Raw genomic sequence first — 24,083 nt, forward strand, 5'->3', positions numbered from 1 at the left:
TTTATTCTATAAAGTGCTCAATAAATCCTTTAGAGTTTATACACTATATGATATGTTAAACCTCTATTTAGATATCTAGCCATCTAAACGAAAGTATATTTAGCCGTTTAATTTTGATAAGTGAAGCCAATTTATGATCATTGCCAACCAAAACTCATTAGCAAAAAGTAAGATTAAAATTTTATTACTTGAAGGCTTACACCCAAGCTCTCTAGAAGAATTGAAGCTAAAAGGTTATTCAAATATTGAATCGCTTAAAACCTCACTCTCAGAAAGTGAGTTAATTGAAAAAATTGCAAATGTTCATTTTATTGGCATCCGCTCACGTACTCAGTTAACTGAAAAAGTACTAAGTCATGCGAATAAGTTGGTTGCTATCGGTTGTTTTTGTATTGGCACCAACCAAGTTGATTTAAAAGCTGCTCAAACTCGTGGTATACCCGTTTTTAATGCACCCTTTTCAAATACTCGTTCGGTTGCTGAGCTTGTTCTTGGTGAAACACTATTATTACTACGTGGTATTCCAGAGAAAAGTGCAAAAGCTCACCGTGGTGAATGGTTAAAGTCGGCAGTTGGTTCAGTAGAAGCCCGTGGCAAAGTGCTAGGTATTGTTGGTTACGGTCATATTGGCATGCAATTAGGTATTTTGGCAGAAACATTAGGGATGAGAGTACGCTTTTATGACGTAGAGACTAAATTACCGTTAGGTAATGCAAGTCAATCGCCATCGTTAGAGGTATTACTTGGTGAAGCCGATGTTGTGAGCTTACATGTACCCGAAACAGCGCAAACTCAAAATATGATTGCACAAGCTCAATTCGAAGCAATGAAAGAAGGCGCTATTTTTATTAATGCTTCTCGAGGAACTGTGGTCGATATCGATGCTTTAGCACAAGCTTTGGATAGTAAAAAAATTGCAGGGGCTGCAATTGATGTATTCCCTGTAGAGCCAAAGAGTAATAATGATGAGTTTATCTCGGCTTTACGCGGATTTGATAATGTTATTCTAACACCACATATTGGTGGTAGTACTAAAGAAGCACAAGCCAACATAGGTTTAGAAGTAGCAACAAAGCTAGCTAAATATTCAGATAATGGCTCGAGTCTATCTGCAGTGAACTTCCCTGAAGTATCTTTACCAGATCACTCTTATCCTGGCCAAAAGAATACCAGCCGTTTATTACATATTCACCATAACCAACCAGGTGTTTTAACTCAAATTAACCAAGCATTTGCTGAGCATAATATTAATATTGCAGCACAATACTTACAAACCGATGATAAAATTGGTTATGTTGTTATTGATCTTGACTCAGAAGATAGTTCTTTAGCGTTAGAACAGTTAAAACATGTTGATGGCACTATACGCGCTAGAATATTGCATTAATTAGGTAGAGGCTGAAGATTCTCTTTACCTAATATTTAAAGCATAAAATAAGGGCCCGTTTATAAATATATAAACGGGCCCTTTTGTATGTAAATTTGGTTAACGAATTTTCTTAAACATTGACTAACAGCTGAGCTAATATGCCATTAAGTTAATATTCTACGCCACTAATTGCTATTCTGGGATTTTATCGATATGTCTTATCTAGAAAGCTTTGGTAGTTTTCAATGGCATTAACATTTCCTTTATTGCGTTGACAGACGCCTTTTTGATATTGGAAATTAAAAACATCAAACCATAAATCGAGTACGTGAGCATTGGTTGTTTCCCCATGCATATCTAATACTCTAGAGGCAACTTCTGCGGTTGAAAATTGATGTTCAAGCTCAGTTTTTCTTACCGTATATCGAGAGTCAAGACCTACAGGTGATAACTGACCATTACTATCATTTTGACAATTACCGCTAACGGCTTCAATAGCCGTTTTTGCATCAAATGATACCATGGGAAATCTATCTAAATACGGGCTCTTACGGTACATTTTTTTAGCTTCACGCCAACTGCCGTCAAGCATAATAAATAGAGGCCTTTTACCTTCAGGGCAAATAACCTTATTAGTAAATACTTTTCGTTCCTCATCAGCATATTCTTGCGGAAAAACGACAAGGGGAAACCATTTTTCATCATTAAGCACAGCTAATAACTCAAGGTTCTCTTGAGTTCTTGACCATAAAAAAGCAAAGGTATCCGGAATGAGGTCTGCAATGAGCTTCCCGGTATTACTCGGTTTTAATACCTCAGTGTCATACATTAATAACAAAAATCCTGCAGTGGTCTCCACTTGCTCTTTATTCGGTGATATTTCGCAGATACAGAATTGTTTAGCAAGTTGACATAATGGACAGCGAATTACACGCTGCCCTCTTGCTTTATAGGTAGTTGTACTAAGACTTTTACGGTATTGGTGTAATTGATGAACAGCGTGCATGTTTGACAAAATATAAAGATAAAAAAGACCCAGCTATTATAACAGTGCAAGGTCAGTGTGTTTAACATTATTCCCGGTATTAATTAACGGTATTAATTAAAGGTATTAATTAGCGAGACTAATTTAGCGGTTATTTTGCTGTTGCATCGGACGCTTCTTCATAATGTTTTTGTGTCACAGTAAAAACATTAATACGAGCAAGTGGCTCTATCTCAACTTTTAGTTGCTCTTCTAAAGCATCAACCTCAGCAATACTGATACATAAAGCCTCTGCTTTCTTCTCTATCACAGCAGATCTGGTAGTCATTTCATGTTCGATGTTTTCACCAAAATTTTCCATACGGGTTTCAAAGCTTCGTTCGTCACCTTCTGAAGCAACCATTTGTTGACCCATGGCAATTAAGATACTACCCATTGAGTTTAGTACCGCTTTTTCAACCGCCGACTCAATACGTTGATCGAAATCTTTCCCAAGTAACTCCTCGCTTTCTAAACCTTCTACACCAACAGAAACGCCATTTTCAATGGATAGGTTTTTTGATACTTGTTCTCGAATTAACGTTAACTCTGTAGTTAAGTCAGCTGCAACGGCATTGCCCTCTCCGAGTAAACCATTGAACGCGAGGTTTACACCTTCAATGGCCAAATCAACGCCGTCAATAGCAACACTTTTAACTTGAGGCACTAGACGTCGTATTTTTTCATCATACTTTTGCACAAGTGCTTGTTGAGCATCAGATAATTCAATTTTTTGGTTGTCGACCAACAGTTTTTTACCATCAATTATTTTATACAAGCTACGATTTTTGTTCTCATTCTCACCTTCATCATGTAAAAATTCGATCGAACTAGCGTTGATTGCAAACCCTGCCGATAAATCAACATCACACGATTGATTGGCGTAGACAGCCGATGATGCAAGAGATACTGTGATTGCGCTAGCGATTAATGTTGCGTGTAAATAAGCCATGATTCGATCCTTAAGATATTTATTATTGTTGAGTCATTTATTACGGTTAATGAACGTTATTGAGTAGGATTACTTTTACAAGTAGTTACGATAACAAGTATAAGTAACTACAGATCAATCATCATAAACCTAGTAATCATTAGCATAACTCTTACAAACATAGTGCCAACTTTATTTATTGTTAATTATCAATAAGTTAATAATTTGCAGCGATTAAACAAACAATTAAAAATAAATCATTTAGTCAAATTAGCTAGTTAATTGTGTTTTATACAAGTTATACCAATTCCATTAAATTTATTCCCACCTCAGAACTATGTCAGAAGAGTTATAACAAACAAAATTTTTGCTAGTATAGTCATTCTATATCTCACAAATTTGTGCAGTTATTGCTTTTCTGACAAGCTCCCAAGGGCGAGTATCTAATAAAAAAGTAAAGGCTTACATGCTGTGTTATTGATTTTGACAAGGACGCTGCATGGATGCAGCTTATTAGAGAATGCAGGAGCATATTCTCCTGAATAACCATTCTCTTCAATCAATGCCTTGCCTTTAAGCCTTTTAATTCTCGCTGAGTGAGAAATAACTTAATGAACTTGGTATTATCAGCTTTGTTGCATTTCAATTAATCGAGACTGACAGCGTTCAAACTCAAAGGCAAGCTGCTGGCCTTGATAAAGATCGAATATGTCTACTTGAGCGCTAACAATTAATTTGACGTTTTGATCGTAGAATTCATCAACCAACGCAATAAACCTTCTCGCTTCATCATCAAGCTGCTGCAACTCTCCCATCAAAACGCCACTGCGTTGATAACTGTCCTCAACCCCGGAAAAAACTGCTGGTACTAACTCACCAGAAAACTTAGGGACGTTAGCAATACATACGGTGTCAAAGTCTTTCGCTAGTACCATATAATCTCGCTGACTTCGAGGACCAGAGCATAATGCGAAAAAATCGAAGAAAATAACACTATCACTTTGCGCTAAGTAACAGAGTTGTCTGTGATTAATCTCTATCTCACCAGGAACTAATGTTTCAGTCTCAGTCAAGCTTTGAAAACGTTCGATTAACTTTGTATTACCTTGGTTTACTAATAAAAAATAATTACTATAACAACTGTTTATTGAAAAGTTAGTACGGCGGTGATCAACGTCACCATTAATAGAAACAATCTGACAATATTGATTGATTAATGCAATGGTGGGTAAGAAACGTTCTCTTTGCAAGCCATTACGGTAAAGCTGCTCAGGTTGACAATTTGAGGTAGCAACAAGGGTCACACCTTGGGTAAATAGTGCTGAAAATAGACCACTAAGTAACATGGCATCACCAATATCACTCACATAAAACTCATCAAAACATAATAAGTCAATGTTTTGTGCCCACTTGGCAGCTATATGGCTAAGGGGCTCAGACTGCCCGGTTAGTTGGGCTAGTTGCTGATGAACACTTTCCATAAAGTGATGGAAATGAATGCGCTTTTTATTTTTAATGGCTAAGTGCTGATAGAACAAATCCATCAGCATCGTTTTACCTCGACCTACTCTGCCGTGAAAATATAATCCAGGGATGTTTTTTTTTAACTTTTCAGGTAAGTGCTGTTGGGCTAGCAACTGCTCAGATAGCAGTATTAAGGCATCGACAGCATGAGTTTGAGCGGTATCAAAATCGAGTTGCTTGTTAGCAAGCAACTCTTGGTAGGCATGTTTCATTAAATTTTTTAATCTAGTAACTAATTAGTTAAATGGCGAGCATTAAAGGTACGGCCTTTCATTTTACCTTTAGATATTTTTTTCAATGCTAAATTTAAAGCCGCTTTAGTAACCGCAACATAGGCCTTGTTATCAAGCACTGAAATTTTGCCAACTTGCGAGCCTTGCACACCATTATCGCCAGTAAGTGCGCCTAAAATGTCTCCAGCTCTAACTTTTTGCTTTTTACCGCCATCAATTTGAATGGTTGCCATTTTAGCTTGCGGACGTTCATTAGCAAGTACTGCTAATGATGGCAACGGCTCAGGTGTAATAACTGCTTCAAGGTAGTCTTCAAGTAAGCCAACTTTATAACTTTCTTTGTCACTATACAGTGAATAAGCGATACCTGTGCTGCCTGCTCGACCTGTTCGGCCAATTCTATGTACGTGTACTTCACTATCGCGCGCAATGTGGTAGTTAATAACTAAATCTAAGCTATCAATATCCAAGCCTCGTGCAGCAACGTCAGTAGCAACAAGAATTGAAGCACTTTTGTTGGCAAAGCGTAATAATGTTTGATCTCTATCGCGTTGTTCTAAATCGCCGTGTAACGCTAATACACTAAAACCATCGAAGTGTAAGGCATCAGCGACTTGTTGGGTTTCTTTTTTGGTATTACAAAAAATGGCCGTCGATTCAACTTGCTTATCTAGTAATAATAAACGCAACGCGTCTAGGCGATCGTCATCATTACCCACTTTAAAGAATTTCTGACTGATCGTTGATTGGTCTTCACTTGAAGCGATTTTCACCATCACAGGATCGGTCATAATGCTTTCGCTAATGGACTTAATTTGATCAGGGAACGTGGCGCTAAAAAGTAACGTTTGACGATCAAGTGGTGTACGTCCAACGATATTATCAAGTGCAGCTTGGAAGCCCATTTCTAGCATGCGATCAGCTTCATCAAGCACTAATAAGTTTAAGTTATCTAATTGTAAGGTGCCTTTTATAACGTGTTCTTCAAGGCGACCTGGGGTACCAACAATAACATGCGCACCATGCTCTAAAGAACCAATTTGTGGACCAAATGGTGTTCCTCCACAAAGCGTCAATATTTTAATATTATGAATACCACGAGCTAGTTTTCTCAACTCTTTTGCAACTTGGTCAGCCAGTTCACGGGTTGGACAAATCACCATAGATTGAATGCGAAATTTTTTAACTTCTAGTTTGTTAAGTAATGCTAAACCAAAAGCAGCAGTTTTACCTGAGCCCGTTTTAGCTTCGCCAATAACATCTTTTCCCTTAAGTAATTCAGGTAAAGTTTTAGCTTGAATGGGTGTCATTTTCTCATAGCCAAGCGACGATAAGTTTTTAACTAAATCCTGTTTTAAGCTCAACGAAGTAAAAGCTAACGATGAAGTAGTTGTATTAGTACTCAAAATAAACGCCTCTGGATAAAAGCGGCTTAGTCAAAGCTAAGCCAAAAAATAAGAAAGCTATCAATACAAAGATAAGAAACTTTCATGAGATAGATAATGCGCGCATAATAACAGTAATTTTTGTACAACCCCAGTATATTCAAACCTATGACGACAGATTCAAATAAGTTATTAGTTGAGCAATGGCAAACTTTACATAACAATCATGAAAATTATGAAAATTATGCGTTAATAATCAAGCTTATTGCAACGGCTATCACCATGTTTGCTTTTACTTTTTCAGTAGCAACTTTTGTTGCATTACTAATATTAGCAACGCTCTGGTTACAAGAAGGTATATGGAAAACCTTTCAGCAAAGAACAGCAAATGCGATAATAGAAATAGAAGACAGATTAGACCTTCATAATGATGAGCAATCAAACGAGTTAATGAAGCCTTATTTGCTCTATAAGCAGTGGCAAGCAAATCGCCCTGCTGCAAAGACGCTTATTGCAGAATATGTTAGTAATTCGTTGAAGCCAACGGTGTTATACCCGTATTTTCCTTTGATGCTTGTGGTCCTTATTTTTTAGTACCCTGCACTGAATAGCAAATATGTAGTACTTAATAGTCAAAATAATTTTTAGTTTAGATGTAGAGATAATAAGATGAACAGAAAAAAGAAAATGAACGATATTTTAAAAAAGAAAGTTAAAAAAGCTAATTCAAAGCTACATACAAGTAACAAACCTAAATATGTATCAAAAGCAGAAAGAGCTAAACTTGCAGAAGAAGACAATACGCAAGAACTAGAGCAAGAGTAGCTCCGAAGTTACATGTCATAGTTATCAGGTGTGTTACCAGTAAACAAATAAAAAAGGGCACTCAATGAGTGCCCTTTTTCTATATTATCAATCACTAAACATTAGGTTACGTCTGATTGTCCTTTTAGCTTTTCTCGCATACGTTGAATCAAGAGGTAGAAATAAGGCACAAGTAAAGTACCAAATAGTGTTGCTGCAATCATACCAGCTAATACAGTGATACCTAAAGAAACACGACTTCCAGCCCCTGCACCCGTTGCAAAAACAAGTGGCAACACACCTAATATAAACGAAAATGCAGTCATCAATACCGCACGAAAACGCATTTTAGCCGCATTAAGTGCTGCATTGATTATCGTTTCACCAGCAGCTCTTTGCTCCATAGCAAATTCAACAATCAAAATTGCAGTTTTAGTCGAAAGACCTATTAACAAGACCAAACCAACTTGTGCATAAATATTATTAGCCATGCCTACTGTGTACAGCGCCAACATAGCGCCAAACAAGGCCAAAGGTACCGCTGCTATTACCGAGAATGGAATAGTCCAACTTTCATATTGTGCCACTAAGAATAAGTAAACAAAGATAATAGCTAAACCAAACAGTATTGGTGCTAAGTTACCCGCTTCTAATTCTTGTTTCGACTGTCCTGACCACTCATAAATATACCCTTGAGGTAATGTGCTCGCTAACTCCTCCATTACATCAATAGATTGTCCTGAAGAATAACCAGGAGCGGCATTACCTGTGATACTTGCACTACGATACAAGTTAAAGTGACTAATCGTTGTTGGTCCTAAGATAGGTTTAACGCTTGCTAAGGTAGTTAACGGTACCATCTCGTCATCTTTATTTCGGACGAAGTAATATCTTAGATCTGAAGGTTCAGCTCTATACTGACTTTCCGCTTGAATTGTTACCCGATAAGTACGACCAAACTGACTGAAGTCATTAATATACAAAGAGCCTAACTGAGCTTGTAAAGTAGAAAAAATATCAGACAATGCGACACCTTGTGCTTTCGCCTTATTACGGTCTACTTCTAAAAAGTACTGCGGTACATTGGCACGATAAGTACTAAAAACACGTGATAATTCAGGTCGTTGATTAGCTTCATAAATAAGTCCATTCATCACTTGCGCTAATTCGGCAGGATCTCGTCCTTCACTGTCTTGCAATTTGAAGTCAAAACCTGAACTATTACCTAAGCCAGGAATAGGTGGTGGGTTAAAGACCATAATTTGAGCATCAGGCATTGTCCACAACTGCCCCATTAGACGAGGAATAATTTGCTTTAATCCAAGTTCAGGCGTGGTACGTTCCTCCCAATCTTTAAGGAGAATAATGGCAAGACCATTATTCGAACCAGCACCACCAAGTAATGAGAAGCCTGAGACGGTAATAATGTCATCTACGGCAGCATCATTTAAAATAGTTGGTGTTATTTTGTCCAAAACAGCTTGAGTACGATTACTTGAAGCGGCATCTGGTAACTGAATATCAACAAAGAGATAACCTTGATCTTCCGCCGGTAAAAATGCCGTTGGAACAGCAGTAGTTAACCAACCTGCGGCAATAAAGATTAAGCCAACAAAAAGCCCCACTCTGGTTAGTCGCTTAAGCATAAAGCCAACGGTATTAGTATAACCACCAGTCGCCTTAGTAATAAGGCGCTCAAATGGGAGTAACCAAGTAATTGGTTTCATTTTTTCTGCACTTAAAAGCACAGTACACAACGCAGGACTTAACGTTAAGGCATTTAATGAAGAAATCAGTACTGCAAAAGAAATAGTTACAGAGAATTGTTTGTACAATTCACCTGTTATGCCCGGCATAAAAGCAACGGGAACAAATACCGCAAGTAATACCAAGGTGGTGGCAATGATAGGACCAGAAACTTGCTCCATTGCTTTGGTTACCGCTTCTTTAATAGGGAGTTGTTCTTCTTTTAATATGCGTTCAACATTTTCAATAACGATAATGGCGTCATCAACAACAATACCAATGGCGAGTACCAAACCAAATAAGGTAACAGTGTTAATGGAATATCCCATCAAAATCATAAAAGCAAAGGTACCAATAAGTGATACTGGAATCGCTAAGGTTGGAATAATGGTCGCACGCCAATTTTGTAGAAATAAGAAGACAACCAATATTACTAAGACAATTGCTTGAAATAAAGTAACTACAACTTCTTCAATTGAGCGGTCGATAAATTTAGTAGTGTCGTATGGGATAACATACTGTAAACCATCTGGAAAACGTTGAGAGAGTTTTACCATTTCAGCTTTTACTAAAGAAGCAACTTCTGTGGCATTAGCATCCGGTAATTGATAAATAACAAGGAAGGCTGTTTCTTTACCATTTAATCTTGCTTGTGTTGAATAGTCTTCAGCGCCTAGTTCTAAACGAGCGATATCACTTAAACGAATAAAATTACCATTACGCTGAGCTCGAATTATTGTTTGACCAAATTCTTCAGGTGTTTGCAAACGACCTTTTGCTTGAATAGAGTACTCAAACTGCTGATTTGGTAATGTTGGGCTAGCACCTAATTTACCAGCAGCAACAATCATGTTCTGCTCTTGTAATGCCTGTTGCACTTCAGTAACGGTAATACTAAGCGATGACATGCGTTCTGGATTTAACCATGCACGCATGCTATAGGTCATTTCACCCATCACTTCTGCTGAGGCAACACCCTTGATACGCCCTAGAGGCTCGGTCAAGTAGTTTGTCGCATAATTACTTAAGAAGAGCTGATTGATACTTTCCTGTTCAGAGAATAAGTTAATGCCTAACAACATAGAGCTGGATTTTTTCTTAACATCAACCCCTTGACGCGTTACTTCTGATGGTAATGAACTCGTGGCCAGTGCGACCCTATTTTGTACATTTACTTGTGCAATATCACCATCGGTGCCAACTTTAAAAAATACAGTTATAACAGCGCTACCGTTATTTGAAGCAGAAGATTCAATATACATCATATCTTCAACACCATTGATCTGTTCTTCAATGGGCCTGATAACTGATTCTTCTACTATTTGAGCGCTTGCTCCTGGATAGACAGCTGAAATCTGGACCTGAGGTGGCGTAATTTCAGGGTACATATTTACGGGTAGTACGCTCATGGCAATTAAACCAGCAAGCGTAATAACGATAGATATTACAAACGCAAATTTAGGGCGATTGATAAATGTTTTACTGATCATAAAATCGTCCTTGATTACTTACCAGTTGTAGCACTGGGGTTAATTGTTGGTTCGTTCACTTTCGAAGAATCCACTGATTTATCATCAAGATCAGATATTGTACCGACAAGTGGGTCAACATGCTTCTCAACGCCTCTGACTTCAACACCAGAACGAACTTTTTGTAATCCTTCAATAATCACTTTCTCACCAATAGCAACACCCTTTTCAGCCACCCACATTGCATTGATTCTTCGGCCTAGCACGACGTGACGTTGTTTCACTTTATTATTTTCGTCAACGATTAAGACAAACTTACCTTGTTGGCCTTCTTGCACTGCCGCTTGAGGAATTAATGCCATTTCTTCTTTCTTCTGGCTTTCAAGAATTAAGGTAACAAATAAGCCTGGTATAATAATATTATGAGGATTAGGAAAAACAGTTCTCAGCTCGACGGTACCCATGCCTTCAGAAATTTTAGTATCAGCAAAGTCTAACTTTCCGCTTTCTGGATATTCTGAATTGTTAGGTAAACGCAATGAAATATCAAACTCCCCGCCCTCTTTAGTCTTAGAGCCCTGATGCTCTTGTTGGTAGGAGACATAGGTGCTTTCTTCCACTTGAAAACTAACAAAGATTGGGTCACTAATGATAAGCGTTGCCAAAGCATTACTCGTTGGGCTAACAATGTTTCCCACATTGAAATTTACTTTACCAATAAGGCCACTAAACGGTGCAGTGATAGTGGTATAGCTTAAATCAAGTTCAGCTTGCTCAAGTGCAGCTTGTGCCGATTTAACTGCAGATTTAGCTTGTGACTCCTCAGTCGTTAATCTGTCAAAGTCTGATTGAGAAATGTAACCATCATTAATAAGATCATTAGCTCGTTTTAAGTTACGCTTCGCGTTTTCTTCACCCGATTCTTTAGAACTTAAGTCAGCTTTAGCTGATGACAAGGCAGCTTGATAAGCCGCGGGGTCTATTCTTAATAATACTTGACCTTTTTCAACAAAACTCCCTTCACGAAAACGGCGTTCAAGTAACTCTCCTTCAACACGAGCCCGTAAATCAGCTTCTTTTGAAGCTTCGGTGCGCGCGACAAATTCACGATATCCTCCAATGGATTGTGACTTGATTGAGTAGACTGAAACTGCAGGGGCTGGGGGTTTAACCTTAACATCTTCCTTACTACAAGCCGTAAGTGTTAGAGATAAGAGTCCAAAAAATATAAGCTTACTCGTTGTTAGGTTAGATCGGGTAGTGTTTTTAAAAAAGCGCTTGAGCATCAAATTATTCCTTTTAAGGTTAATGCTTTTATTATGAATTATGTTGATTATTACACAGGGTGTATTCAATACAGTAATTATTTGTACTAATTAAAGAATAGTATAAATTATTAGCAAAAAAAAAGCTGTGAACTAAGTTCAACAGCTTTTTTATTATGTACACTTTTTAACTTTAAGCTAAGTTCATTTCTTGAACTTTCTCATGAGCAATTTCAGGTGTAGTAGGATCTGGTTTTTCATGTAAGTTGGCTTTTAGTTGACCCTTTCTATGCTTAAGGGCTGCATCTAATTTTTTTGCTGCACTAGCAATTGCAGGATACATGACTTCATTAGTCCCTGTAGCGGAAATACGGCCACCTTCATAAGTTGTGGTTAACTCAACTTGATGTTTATGGTGTTCTTTAGAGATAATTACATCTAAGGCAATTAGTGTTGGAAAATGGTTGGCTATTTTAGAGAATTTTTCTTCGATATGCTCTTTGATTGAATCATTAACTTCTACGTGATGACCAGAAAGATTTATTTTCATAGGTATTCCTTTTTTACTATTACTTAAAGACTAATTAACCTAAATGACATTTTATCTAAATAACAACGTGTCACTTAACAATAGACCTGAGGGCAAGTTTTGCTAAAACAAGTCAGTGTGTTAAATATTTATAAAATACCAACAACAACCCGTTAAGAAGCACCACAAATCGCCTAGCATTAAAAATAGCGTAAAAGCCGATAAAATACTATTGATCTAAAGTAAAGAAATGAAGAAAATTATCACTAATTGTTAACTAAGGGGGCTGGATATCTTTAGGGTCGAAATTTATTCAATGTAAATTGATTGAAGTGAATACAAAGGATAGCGTTTGTTTTAAATATCAACAACCCTAACCTTTTGGTTTTTATATAAGAATAAAACGATTACCAAGGAAAAGCTAACTCGTTAAAAGATAATATGCATAATACCCAGTGAAAATAATCCAGCAAGCACGTCATCAAACATAATACCAAAGCCGCCAGTTAATTTTTTATCTGCAACAGATATTGGCCAGGGCTTAGCAATATCAAAAATTCGAAATAAGATAAAACCGACTAGAACACTCTGCCAACTTACCGGTATCATAAACATAGTTATAAAAAAACCAGCAAATTCATCCCAGACAATAGCACCATGGTCATGAACGCCAACATCACTTGCCGCTTTACCACAAATATAAATACCTGCAATACATACAACAAATACAAGTAACCCATAGAATAATGGAGATAAGCCGCTCATTAGTAAAAATAATGGCACCGCAGCAAGTGTACCAAAAGTACCAGGTGCTTTTGGTGCTAGTCCACTACCAAAACCTAATGCTAAAAATTGAATTGGATTAGCGAGATTAAAGTTAACTTTTGTATTTTTACCCGACATATAGTAATTGCTTATTGATTAATGATTAATGATTAATATATTACAAAGAAGCTATTCGGAAAAATGCTCGAAACCTGCAGTATTAATTGGAATAGGCTTATTATTCAATGTGGTCGAAATAGTTTGAGATGCATTTAGTTGACCAATACATGTCACAGGTGTACCAGCATGAGACATGGCAGTTTCCATACCCACTTTGTTATCCTCAGACACTGTAAATAATAGCTCATAGTCATCACCACCAGATAATGCCAAGGTAATTGCATCATCCGTAAGTAAACTATCACGCATAATAGTAGAAAGAGGTAAAGCATCAAGAACAATATTCGCGCCAACATTAGATGCTTGACATAGATGCCCCAAATCGGCAATTAATCCATCAGAAAGATCAATGGCAGAAGAAGCATATTCACGAAGTGTTTGTCCCGCTAATACACGCGGTTTCGGGTAATCAAGCTTATTTTTTATAATATCAATAAACTGTGGTTCAATATCTACTTTACCCGTTATTTGCTGTAAGGCTAACGCTGCATCACCGAGTTCGCCAGTTACATAAATCCAATCACCCGATTTAGCTCCAGAACGAGATAAATAACTACCTTCCGGTGTAAGACCTTGGGCAGTAATAGTTATACTTAACGGGCCTTGCGTAGTATCCCCTCCGATGAGCTCTACGTTATAAAACTCACATAGTTCAAAGACACCTTCACAGAACTCAATTAACCAAGCTTCATCTATGTTAGGTAACGTTATTGCTAAAGATAACCAACTTGGCTTAGCGCCCATTGCAGCAATATCAGATAAATTAACTGCAACGGCTTTATGACCTATAGCTCTTGGGCTAGTATCAAATGGAAAGTGGACTCCAGCAACTAATGTATCTGTTGTTACCACTATATTTTGACTCTCAATAGGTGATAACACAGCACAATCGTCCCCAATACCAAGCACAACATCTTTCCGTTTAACGGCTTGTTTGGTGAAGAAATGCTTTATTAACTCGAACTCTTTCATGCTAAGCCTTTAGTTACTAATATTGTGATACTAGTAAATTACTCTTGAGGGCGAATTAATTTAACGGTTTTATCTAAAACACCGTTAACAAACTTATGACTATCATCCGCTGCAAATGATTTAGCTAACTCTATAGCTTCATTAATTACTACGCGATAAGGTACATCAGTACAGTCTTTTAATTCAAAAACTGCCACGCGTAAGATAGCCTTTTCCACTTGGTCAATATCATCTAGAGGACGGTCTACATAAGGAATGATAGCCTCATCTATTGAACCAACATTGGTGGTTACACCACGTAATAATAATTGAAAGTATTCAATATCAAAACGACGTTTACTGTTGTCTGCGATAAAGTTAACTTCAATATCATTTACAGGGTTCTTACTAACTTGCCATGAATATACAGCTTGTACAGCTAACTCACGGGCTTTTCTTCTAGGAGAAGGTTTCACAATATATTTCCACTTTTCTTAAGTTTAGGAATAAAGTTCAGAAAATTAAATTTGAGCTAACACATTGACCATTTCTAATGCACCAAGAGCAGCTTCAGCACCCTTATTACCTGCTTTAGTACCAGCACGTTCAATGGCTTGTTCAATAGAGTCTGTAGTGATCACACCAAATGAAACTGGAATTTCAGCTTCTAAACAAACTTGCGCTAAACCTTTGTTACATTCACCAGCAACAAAATCAAAGTGCGGAGTGCCTCCACGAATAACAGCGCCAATGGCAATAATTGCATCTGACTCGCCTTTTTTAGCAATTTTTTTAGCTGCTAGAGGTAACTCATAAGCACCTGGTACGCGAACGATAGTAATATCTTCGTCATTAACATTACCGTGACGTTTAAGAGCATCAACGGCGCCGTCTAATAAACTATCAACTATAAAGTGATTAAAACGCGATACAACAATAGCAAACTTCTTGCCTTTTGCTTCAAACGAACCTTCAATAATATTCATTTAATAATTCCAATATGGTGTGTATAAAAAATTGCCGCAATTCTAACAAATAGTTATCGGCATAGGTACTCGTTTATTCTAAAATTAGTCTATATCATCAAATTCATCGAGGAATGCATCTATTTCAGCTTCTTCAGCTTCATTAATTATGATCGGTGGATTACCATCATAGAGTTTAAAATTCATGTTTTGAAAGTATGCATTTTTAATAAACTCATAAGGGTCCTCAGACTCAACAATTAATTGCTCTTGATCTCGTACTGCAGATCTTTTCTCTAATGCTAATATCCCTAGACGGACGATGTTAGGCCAAAAGTCAATTACAGCTAAAGGCCAATAAAGACGATCAACATAATCACCTACTTCCTCACGAACAGAACTTGGACCCAAACCAGGAACAACTAAATATGGTCCATCGCCAACGCCATACGATCCGAGAACTTCGCCAAACTCTTCTTGTTCACCAGACCAATCAAAATCACTAGCAGGATCATAAAAGCCAAATAAACCAATGGTTGAGTTCAACACAAACCTACCGGTGCTTTTCGCGGCGTCTACAAACTTTAACTGGAGAACATTATTAATAATGCTCGCAGGTTCATTTAAGTTGAGTGCCATATTGTACAAACCAGTACGTAAAAACGGTGGCGTATAAGTGGTGTAAACGTCTGAGGCAGGTTTAGCAATATATTTATCAACGTAATCCCAAGTAAACGTCCAAAATGGCCTATTTATAATTTCAAAGGGATCTCTTGGGTCGCTGACATCAACAGATTCAGTCACCTCTTCTTGAGATTGCTGTTCTGGTGTCGTTGAACACCCAGAAAGTATGAGAATCATAACTAATATAAGAAGTCGAAAATATAGCGTTATAGCTGAGCTCACAGGGCTTAAGTCCTTGCCGTTACATAGAGGAGTATTAAAAACGATGGCACTTTAACATATAATGCACGGTTGAGTGAATAACGTTTGAGTACAGTTTTACAATATTTATTACAATAGATTTTGGGTGGGAACAATTAATTACTTGGAGCGAGCACGTTGCAAGTAGACTGAAATTAGCATTTCAACTTCTGCTCGTGGTAGTTCGCATTCACTCATAATCTCTTCTATATCAGCTCCCTTTGCCGCTAATTTAAAAGCACGATTATAAAATTTATCTTGTCCTTGGCTTTCTTGCCATTGTGTTAGTAGCTGTTGTTGTTCGATAGCTTGCTGCTGTAAGCTTTTAATTCGGTGCTCTAACTGTTTTGAGACTTGCTCATTTTCAGCAACAAGTTTTTCATTCTTGCCTGTCATATCATCAAATTCATGCTGCAACTTACTATTTAATATTTGTAATTCATCAACCTGTAAACAAGTACTTTGCATTTGTACATTAAGTATTTCAATTTTGCTTTTGAGTTTATTTAAATAAACAAATAAAAACAGACTAGTGAGCAACACAAGAAATAAGGCTAGCACTGCAATAATTGGTACGGCTAATAATGACATTAAGAACGTTTGCCTTGAATAAAATTAAAGGAAAAATTGCATATATGCATAACTACATAACTACATAACTACAAAACTACAAAACTACAAAATAGAAAGTCTGTAAATACAGACTTTCTTTTGTCAAATAATCATAGACCTGAAGTAAGGATATAATTAGAACTGTTTAAGCTCATCCCACTCATCATCAGAAATTAATTTATCTAAGTCTACCAATATAAGTAACTCGCCATCACGATTAGACACTCCTTGAATAAATTGAGCGCTTTCTTCATTACCAACATTTGGTGCTACATCAATTTCTGATGACTTTAAATAAACAACTTCGGCTACACTATCAACCAGAATACCTATAACTTGTTTTTCTGATTCTATCACTACAACACGCGTATTATCAGTAATATCACATGGTTCAAGACCAAACCGAGATCGGGTATCTATAACGGTGACTACATTGCCGCGTAAATTAATGATACCAAGTACATAAAGAGGAGCACCAGGAACTGGAGCTATTTCACTATAACGCAAAACCTCTTGTACCTGCATTACATTAATGCCGTACGTTTCATTTTCTAACTTAAAGGTAACCCACTGTAATACCTCATCATTAGCTTCTACTTTATCACTTGCACTTCGTCTTTCATTTGACATATTACTCGCCTCTCAAATATCTTACTTTAATTCGCCTATAAACTAGATAGGGATCATTTACTATTTTTGATAGATATCACTGCCTTTATCAAGCAGTTCAATCAAAGCACTTACATCAAGTAAGGCACACATTTTTTCTTTGACTAAACCCGCCAACCATGGACGTTTATCACTAGAATCTAGCCATTTAACTTCATCTTGAGACAACACTACTGTATCAACTAAATGCTCAGCCATCAGTCCCCAAGAGCTATCATTTAGCATGATAATATATTGATAATTCAGTGAAGCTCTTAATGCTTCATCACATTTTTCTGGCATAACCCATAATGCTGTATCGACAACGTTAATTTTTTCATCACGATAAAGCATCACTCCTTTAAACCAATCAGGCTTCCCCATTAAACTAGTTGTTTTATCAACCTTATGGATCCCACCTAACTCTATTAAAGGTACTGCAATAGTTAAACCTGCCACTTTGAAAAACATCGCTTGAAAGTCACCTTTGCGATAACTTTTCGTTGGTAACTCATGTGTTTCAGTACTGTTTATATCTGTAGGAATAGGTAATACATCAGTCTTTGAAAAAGTACTAACATTTACTCCTTTTTTGACCGTATTTTCTTGCGGTTCATTTACTGTTTTTAATAAGTTTTCTAAAGACTGATTTTCTTTATGCGCTAATGGTCTACTGATTGCTTGTTTAGCAATACTTGGTTGCGATAATTTCTCAACAGCCTCTGGCTCCGTCAGTAATTCAGACAAATAATTTTTCATTACCTTTTTACTTGCCATCAATGATTTACTCATTTAGCGTTCAACCTCGTTGTACTTCATGCTTTGCTTAACCAAATAATTTAACAAGCTTTTATAAGCTAATGTACCTCGAGAATTGGCAGCATAATCTGACGGTACTTTTTGCTCAGAGCTCGCATTCCTAAAATTAGTATCAATTGGAATCACACCAGGCCATATTTTATTAGTATAAACTTCCTGTAAGTTTTTAAAGGCCATTATGGAGGCTTTTGTTCTTTTATCAAACATGGTTGGCACTATTGTATATTTAAAGGGAGCATCTTGCTCTCCTTGCATTATTTCCAGCGTCTTAATCATACGGTCTAAACCTTTTAGGGCTAAAAATTCAGTTTGAACCGGAATAATAATGCGATCGGCTGCAGCCAAGGCGTTTACCATCAACACACCCAGTACTGGAGGGCAATCCATCAATACATAATCATAACTATCCGCTACTTTTTGTACCACTTTCTTTAACACTAACCCCATCCCCCCTTTATTACCTAAAGAACGATCTAAAGTAGCTAAGCCCATAGTAGCCGGTAAAATATCAATATTAGGATACTGAGTTGGACATAAGGTTTGTAGAATTTGCTCTCTTGATGATACTTGGGTAAATAATTCATAAACACTAAGGTCTAAGTCTTCAGACTCAATTCCAAAGTAGTAACTTAATGATGCATGGGGATCAGTATCAATTAATAAAACTCTATGCCCTTGTTCAGCTAGAATACCAGCAAGCGCTATAGTTGTAGTCGTTTTACCAACACCACCTTTTTGATTTGCAACTGTCCAAACTACCAAGAGCACTACTCACTTATTTTAATTAAATATGATCAATTCCTTTTGCGATTTTTTGCTCTACATCATAATTTTTTGTAATCGTAGGAAACTTTATTCAGGGTTATTATCAATGCTTTCGCTATTTTCATTTCGAGTCGTGATACGAATACCACCGTTTTTTAACCTAATAACCTTGATATTACTTGAGCCATCTAGACCTACTTCATTGGAACCTTGCTTTATCTTTACCTTTTCTATATCTGGTAACGTTATTGTTGGCGTTTGGAGTAAGTTGGCCTTTTCTAAACCATACTTTGAAATAGCAACAACGACTTTTCTGTTTTTTGCCCTGCCCTCAGGCGTTAAATTATCTGCACTAGGATAATATTGTCCATACCCTTCAATAGCCATACGAGCGGGATTTAATCCCAATGTCTCTAAAACTCTCAAAATTGCAGTAGCTCGAAAAACAGACAACTCCCAATTTGAAGAATATATCTCATTATTAATGGCTTGGTTATCAGTGTACCCCCTAACTCGAATGAAGTTACTTGATTGACCAATAACGTCATAAATTACCGTAAGAATCGCTTCAGCAGAAAGGGTGGCCGATGATGAACCACTGGGGAATAGTAATCCACTATTTAATTCAATTTCTAACCAGTCACCATCAATTTGTAATTGTGCAAAACCGGATTCAACAAGCTCATACAAGGCCGTCTGAAGTTCTTTTTCTAAAGAGCTTAAATTACTCCCGACTCTTGCATCAGATATATTTGACAAGTTTTTTTCGTTATCAAGCAATTCAGGTCCAGCAACATCTAAGATTCCATTGCCATATAATTTGATATTCGTCTTACTGGTATTTACCATTAAAACACCATCGCCATGACCTCGGTTTTTAGTTTCCTCTTCCGAAGCTTGGAACACCCGACCAAAAGATTCAGTGATACTTTCAAAAGGCTTTTCGTTTACCATTGCCATTGCATATAACACAACAAAAAGGGCAAACATCAATGTCATATAATCGGCATAAGAGACTAACCAGCGATGAATATTATCATGTTCTACCGCGGCTCTTCTTTTACGCAAACGATTCATTGATCTAGCCTAAAGGCTGATAATTTATTTTCTATTGCGTGAGGATTTTCTCCATGAGCAATAGAAACTAGTCCTTCACAAATCATTTCACGATACATGGTTTGCTCGTGAACTATAGCTCTAATTTTATTCGCTATAGGCAGATAAAATAAATTGGCAAAGCCTACGCCATATATTGTGGCAATAAAGGCGGTAGCTATGCCCTGACCTAATAATTCCGGTTCAGTTAAGTTGCTCATTGCATGAATTAAACCGAGCACGGCACCAAGGATACCGATAGTTGGGCTATACCCTCCCATTGCTTCGTAAACATTGGCTGAACGTAAATTATGTTCGCGATAAATATCTAAATCTAATTCTAAAGCAACTCGAAAATTTTCAAGTTCGATGCCATCAACGAGCAGATTTAAACCTTTTTGCGTGTAGCTGTCCTCAATTTCCAGTGCAGTATCTTCTAGTGCGAGATAACCTTTCTCCCTTGCCTTAGTCGCCCATATTACTATTTCACTAATCCCCTGCTCAATATCATATTTTGGAGGGTAAAAAACCCACTTAAGCAGTGATATTGCATGAGTAAATTGCACCATGGAAGATTGCAACATGACGGCACCTAAGGTACCTCCAAATACAATGATGAATGCAGGAAGTTCAAATAAAGCGGATAAATGACCACCATCTAAGCTAAAACCAATATAGACAGCTAAAATAGCAATAGTGAGTCCCGCAACACTCAACTTATCCACGACTAATTTCCTTTACCATAGATGCTGCCATAGAATCCAAAGAGAGTGACAATTCAGATATTCCTGCTTTATCAATAGCCTGAGGCATACCATAAACTACACAGGACTGTTCGTCTTGCGACCAAATGGTTGCCCCTTTAGCTTTTAACATTCTTGCTCCTTCTTTACCGTCAGAGCCCATCCCAGTTAAGATGACTCCTAAAACTTTGCCAGCAAATGTTTTGGCAGCTGAGCCGAAACTAATATCAACACTAGGTTTAAAGGTTATTTTGGGAGAGTCATCATCTAAAATTTTAATTTTTGCGGAATTTTCACTGCCTGTGATAAGCATTTGTCGCCCACCAGGTGCTAAGTAAGCACAACCGGCTTTTAAAATATCGCCATCGGCAGCTTCTTTAATTGATATTTTACACAATGAATTCAATCGACTAGCAAATGCTGCTGTAAATGCTGCTGGCATATGCTGAACGATAATGATTGGTAAAGGGAAATTCTCTTCAAGTTGAACTAATATCTTTTGTAGAGCTACTGGGCCACCTGTTGATGTACCTATTGCCAGTAATTTATATTCTTTACCCGAGCTGCGAGTGATAGCAGCCATAGCTTTTTTATCTTTAGTGACTAAAGAAGAAGTTGAGGTTAATGGCTTATGTTGATCTGCAATTAATCTCGATGTTTTTGGACTAATGTTTATTGCTGTTGGGCGAATACGGGTGCGTTGTTTTGAAAATTCAGATTTTCTTGCTATTTCAACAACTCGTTGGCGCAATAGGCTACCAGCTTCATCACTATTTTTAGCAATCTCACTAAATTTTTTCGGCAAAAAATCCAATGCCCCGGCATCAAGCGCCTCTAGGGTTGCTTTCGCTCCTTGATGGGTTAGGGATGAAAACATTAATATTGATGTCGGAGATTGGGCCATAATTTTTCTTACGGCCTCAATGCCATTAAGAATTGGCATTTCGATATCCATCGTAATGACATCTGGTTTAAGCAATAAAGCTTTATCTACTGCTTCTTGCCCGTTCACGGCCACATCAATAACGTTTAATTTTGGATCTTTATTAAGGATGTCAGTGACTCGGCGTCTAAAAAAACTAGAGTCATCAACAACAAGTACCTTGTAGGCCATTTAATCTCTCTGCTTATGCTATTTATGTTTACACTAAATATTCACACTATTGCAATATACTTAAGTGAATTACTTGTGATTCACTAATTTCGCAATCGTTTATTAATCGGTGATTTTTTCGCATAAAACTTAAGCATGTTAGCTATATCTAAAATAAGCGCAATACCACCATCACTTGTGATAGTAGCACCTGCCATCCCTGGTGTTCCATGCAATAACCTATCAAGTGGTTTAATAACAACTTCTTCTTGACCAATTAAGCTATCAACTACAAACCCAACTTGCTGATTACCAAGTTGTACTATAACTACGTGACCTTTATCGCGAGACTTTTTAACAAAGTCGCGAACTAACCATTGGTCTAAATAAAACAGCGGAATCGCTTTCTCTCGAACGATAATGGTTAATTGGCCATCAACACTATTTGTATTTGATAAATCTAGGTGAAATATTTCATTGACAGAAGCGAGTGGTAAAGCAAACGTTTGCTTACCGACAACAACCATCAATGTAGGTAGTATCGCTAAGGTTAATGGTACTTTGATTTCGAGTATAGTGCCAACACCCAGCTCTGAATCAATATTTACAGTACCGTTAAGCTGCGTAATTTTGGTTTTGACAACATCCATGCCAACACCACGGCCTGATACTTCTGAAATTTCAGTTTTAGTAGAAAATCCTGGTGCAAAAATAAGACTATAGGCTTCTTTATTCGACATTCTGGCAGCGGATTCTTCATCAAGTACACCGCGGTCAATAGCAATGTTTTTCAACTTTTCAGCATCCATTCCTGCACCATCATCTTTAATGGTTAACAGTATATGATCACCTTCTTGTGAAGCTGAAAGAAGTACCGTACCCTCTCTAGGTTTACCCATTGCCTCACGAGTATCAGGAGCTTCAATACCATGATCTACCGAGTTTCTGACTAAATGCACCAAAGGATCAGCAAGCGCTTCCACTAAGTTTTTATCTAAGTCGGTCTCTTCACCTTCCAAAATTAATGAGATTTCTTTATTTAAACTACGCGCTAAATCACGTACAACACGAGGGAAGCGACCAAAAACTTTTTTGATTGGCTGCATACGTGTTTGCATTACAGCGCCTTGCAAGTCTGTCGTTACAGCATCTAAATTAGTAACGGCTTTATTTAGGTCTTCATCGTCAGAAATCAGACCTAAACTTGTTAATCTATTTCTTACTAAAACAAGCTCACCGACCATGTTCATTATTTGATCAAGTCGTTTAGTATCCACACGAACCGTTGTTTCACCTTGAGGTGCTGGTGTAGCCGCTGCTTTTTTCGCAACCACTTTAGCTGGTTTTTCTTGGGGTTTATTCTGAGCAGGTTTCTTTGGAGCAGTTTTTTTAGGTACTGCTTCTTTTACTTGTTTTTCCGGAGGAGGAGTTGGAATGCTAACAGGGCTGTTAGTTACCGTATTTTCAACCGCTTTAGGCGCATTACCTTTACCATGTAATTCATCTAATAACTTTTCAAATTCAAGGTCATCAATATCATCACTAGAAGTACTTAGAGCACTGTTGGTCGAGGCTGCGGCGTCGACTGAAAAAGCACCTTGCCCATGTAATTCATCTAATAGTGATTCAAATTCATCGTCTGAAATCTCATCACTAGCACCATCAACACTCGGCGGAGGTGGTGAATAAGGCGCTGGTTCATTAAGAATAGGAGTTGACGAAACACTACCTGAACCGTGTAGTTCATCTAATAATTTTTCAAACTCATCTTCACTCATTTCATCACTTGAGCTTGATTCTTCATTTTTGGGAATTGATTGTTCTATTACTTCAGTAACAGCTGGAGTACTTACATCAGGGTGACTAAGTCGAGCAAGTTCAGCGAGTAGATTGGCATCTGCAGGAACAAGAGGTTCCTTATTTTGTACCATCACAAACATGTCATTGACAGTATCTAGTGCTGATAAAATGGTATCCATAAGCTCTGCATTAACCGAGCGTTTTCCGGTACGTAATAAGTCGAATATATTTTCTGCCCCATGACAGACATCGACTAAATCCCCAAGGCTTAAAAAGCCCGCGCCACCTTTAACGGTATGAAAACCGCGGAAAATTGAATTCAGTAATTCAGCATTATCTACATCGTTTTCAAGTTCAACTAGTTCCTCTGAAAGCGATTCTAAGATTTCACCCGCTTCAACTAAAAAGTCCTGTAAAATTTCTTCATCTGCTTCAAAAGACATG

23 protein-coding genes are annotated in these 24,083 nt (G+C 37.4%); 3 read left to right on the forward strand and 20 right to left on the reverse strand.

Translation table 11 applies throughout. The annotated features are described in order from the left end of the window. Positions 1–133: 133 nt before the first annotated feature. Complete coding sequence (gene serA, locus ESZ36_RS05895; protein WP_146784958.1) at positions 134–1,387, forward strand: phosphoglycerate dehydrogenase; 1,254 nt, start codon at positions 134–136, stop codon at positions 1,385–1,387. A 187-nt stretch (positions 1,388–1,574) separates the two neighbouring features. Here serA and ESZ36_RS05900 read toward each other — a convergent pair whose 3' ends face one another. The 4 genes from ESZ36_RS05900 to dbpA form a co-directional block, all read right to left on the reverse strand. Next, on the reverse strand, positions 1,575–2,375 hold the full coding sequence (locus tag ESZ36_RS05900) for a tRNA-uridine aminocarboxypropyltransferase (protein ID WP_146786095.1): 801 nt from the start codon (positions 2,373–2,375) through the stop codon (positions 1,575–1,577). A gap of 130 nt (positions 2,376–2,505) precedes the next feature. Then, the gene (locus ESZ36_RS05905) at positions 2,506–3,345 is read right to left on the reverse strand and encodes a DUF2884 family protein (RefSeq protein ID WP_146784961.1); all 840 of its coding nucleotides are present in this window, start codon (positions 3,343–3,345) and stop codon (positions 2,506–2,508) included. Positions 3,346–3,950: 605 nt separating this feature from the next. Next, positions 3,951–5,060 carry a cell division protein ZapE gene (zapE, locus tag ESZ36_RS05910; protein WP_146784964.1) on the reverse strand — a complete coding sequence of 370 codons (1,110 nt, stop codon included), beginning with the start codon at positions 5,058–5,060 and terminating at the stop codon, positions 3,951–3,953. A 20-nt stretch (positions 5,061–5,080) separates the two neighbouring features. After that, a complete protein-coding gene (gene dbpA / locus ESZ36_RS05915; protein WP_146784967.1) occupies positions 5,081–6,487 on the reverse strand; it encodes an ATP-dependent RNA helicase DbpA in 1,407 nt (468 codons plus the stop codon). A gap of 147 nt (positions 6,488–6,634) precedes the next feature. Between dbpA and ESZ36_RS05920 the strand changes: the two genes are divergently transcribed. After that, on the forward strand, positions 6,635–7,060 hold the full coding sequence (locus tag ESZ36_RS05920) for a hypothetical protein (protein ID WP_146784970.1): 426 nt from the start codon (positions 6,635–6,637) through the stop codon (positions 7,058–7,060). A 75-nt stretch (positions 7,061–7,135) separates the two neighbouring features. Continuing rightward, complete coding sequence (locus ESZ36_RS05925) at positions 7,136–7,291, forward strand: DUF2986 domain-containing protein (protein WP_146784973.1); 156 nt, start codon at positions 7,136–7,138, stop codon at positions 7,289–7,291. Positions 7,292–7,392: 101 nt separating this feature from the next. On the opposite strand, the gene ESZ36_RS05930 is transcribed toward ESZ36_RS05925, so the two are convergent. The 16 genes from ESZ36_RS05930 to ESZ36_RS06005 form a co-directional block, all read right to left on the reverse strand. Further along, entirely contained in the window at positions 7,393–10,506 is a 3,114-nt protein-coding gene (locus ESZ36_RS05930; protein ID WP_146784977.1) for an efflux RND transporter permease subunit, read from the reverse strand. Positions 10,507–10,520: 14 nt separating this feature from the next. After that, positions 10,521–11,771 (reverse strand): efflux RND transporter periplasmic adaptor subunit, encoded by a 1,251-nt coding sequence (locus tag ESZ36_RS05935; RefSeq protein WP_146784980.1) that lies wholly within the window; start codon positions 11,769–11,771, stop codon positions 10,521–10,523. A gap of 172 nt (positions 11,772–11,943) precedes the next feature. Continuing rightward, positions 11,944–12,300, reverse strand: coding sequence for a ribosome hibernation-promoting factor, HPF/YfiA family (hpf, locus tag ESZ36_RS05940; protein WP_146784983.1), 357 nt, complete (start codon positions 12,298–12,300; stop codon positions 11,944–11,946). Positions 12,301–12,708: 408 nt separating this feature from the next. Then, positions 12,709–13,182: a phosphatidylglycerophosphatase A family protein gene (locus ESZ36_RS05945; RefSeq protein WP_146784985.1), complete on the reverse strand. Its 474-nt coding sequence runs from the start codon at positions 13,180–13,182 to the stop codon at positions 12,709–12,711. Between the two features lie 51 nt (positions 13,183–13,233). After that, on the reverse strand, positions 13,234–14,196 hold the full coding sequence (gene thiL / locus ESZ36_RS05950) for a thiamine-phosphate kinase (protein WP_146784988.1): 963 nt from the start codon (positions 14,194–14,196) through the stop codon (positions 13,234–13,236). A gap of 38 nt (positions 14,197–14,234) precedes the next feature. Next, positions 14,235–14,651 (reverse strand): transcription antitermination factor NusB, encoded by a 417-nt coding sequence (nusB, locus tag ESZ36_RS05955; protein ID WP_146784991.1) that lies wholly within the window; start codon positions 14,649–14,651, stop codon positions 14,235–14,237. A gap of 45 nt (positions 14,652–14,696) precedes the next feature. Next, positions 14,697–15,161, reverse strand: a complete 465-nt coding sequence (gene ribH, locus ESZ36_RS05960) for a 6,7-dimethyl-8-ribityllumazine synthase (protein WP_146784994.1) — start codon at positions 15,159–15,161, stop codon at positions 14,697–14,699. 84 nt (positions 15,162–15,245) lie between these two features. Continuing rightward, on the reverse strand, positions 15,246–16,046 hold the full coding sequence (locus ESZ36_RS05965) for an MlaA family lipoprotein (RefSeq protein ID WP_146784997.1): 801 nt from the start codon (positions 16,044–16,046) through the stop codon (positions 15,246–15,248). A 138-nt stretch (positions 16,047–16,184) separates the two neighbouring features. Continuing rightward, positions 16,185–16,655, reverse strand: a complete 471-nt coding sequence (locus ESZ36_RS05970) for a DUF2802 domain-containing protein (RefSeq protein WP_146784999.1) — start codon at positions 16,653–16,655, stop codon at positions 16,185–16,187. A gap of 156 nt (positions 16,656–16,811) precedes the next feature. Further along, entirely contained in the window at positions 16,812–17,306 is a 495-nt protein-coding gene (locus ESZ36_RS05975) for a chemotaxis protein CheW (protein WP_146785002.1), read from the reverse strand. Positions 17,307–17,366: 60 nt separating this feature from the next. Further along, positions 17,367–18,116 (reverse strand): chemotaxis protein CheW, encoded by a 750-nt coding sequence (locus ESZ36_RS05980; RefSeq protein ID WP_246129004.1) that lies wholly within the window; start codon positions 18,114–18,116, stop codon positions 17,367–17,369. Continuing rightward, a complete protein-coding gene (locus ESZ36_RS05985; RefSeq protein ID WP_146785005.1) occupies positions 18,117–18,905 on the reverse strand; it encodes a ParA family protein in 789 nt (262 codons plus the stop codon). 90 nt (positions 18,906–18,995) lie between these two features. Beyond that, positions 18,996–19,985 carry a flagellar motor protein MotB gene (locus tag ESZ36_RS05990; RefSeq protein WP_146785008.1) on the reverse strand — a complete coding sequence of 330 codons (990 nt, stop codon included), beginning with the start codon at positions 19,983–19,985 and terminating at the stop codon, positions 18,996–18,998. Further along, positions 19,982–20,728 carry a flagellar motor protein gene (locus ESZ36_RS05995; protein ID WP_146785011.1) on the reverse strand — a complete coding sequence of 249 codons (747 nt, stop codon included), beginning with the start codon at positions 20,726–20,728 and terminating at the stop codon, positions 19,982–19,984. Before ESZ36_RS05995 ends, ESZ36_RS05990 begins: the two co-directional genes overlap by 4 nt. Then, the gene (locus ESZ36_RS06000) at positions 20,721–21,860 is read right to left on the reverse strand and encodes a protein-glutamate methylesterase/protein-glutamine glutaminase (RefSeq protein ID WP_146785013.1); all 1,140 of its coding nucleotides are present in this window, start codon (positions 21,858–21,860) and stop codon (positions 20,721–20,723) included. The genes ESZ36_RS05995 and ESZ36_RS06000 overlap by 8 nt, the downstream gene beginning before the upstream one ends. 83 nt (positions 21,861–21,943) lie before the next feature. Then, the gene (locus tag ESZ36_RS06005) at positions 21,944–24,082 is read right to left on the reverse strand and encodes a chemotaxis protein CheA (RefSeq protein WP_146785016.1); all 2,139 of its coding nucleotides are present in this window, start codon (positions 24,080–24,082) and stop codon (positions 21,944–21,946) included. Between the last annotated feature and the right edge of the window lies 1 nt (position 24,083).

Origin of the sequence: Colwellia demingiae (assembly GCF_007954275.1) — a bacterium.
Classification (GTDB): domain Bacteria; phylum Pseudomonadota; class Gammaproteobacteria; order Enterobacterales; family Alteromonadaceae; genus Colwellia; species Colwellia demingiae.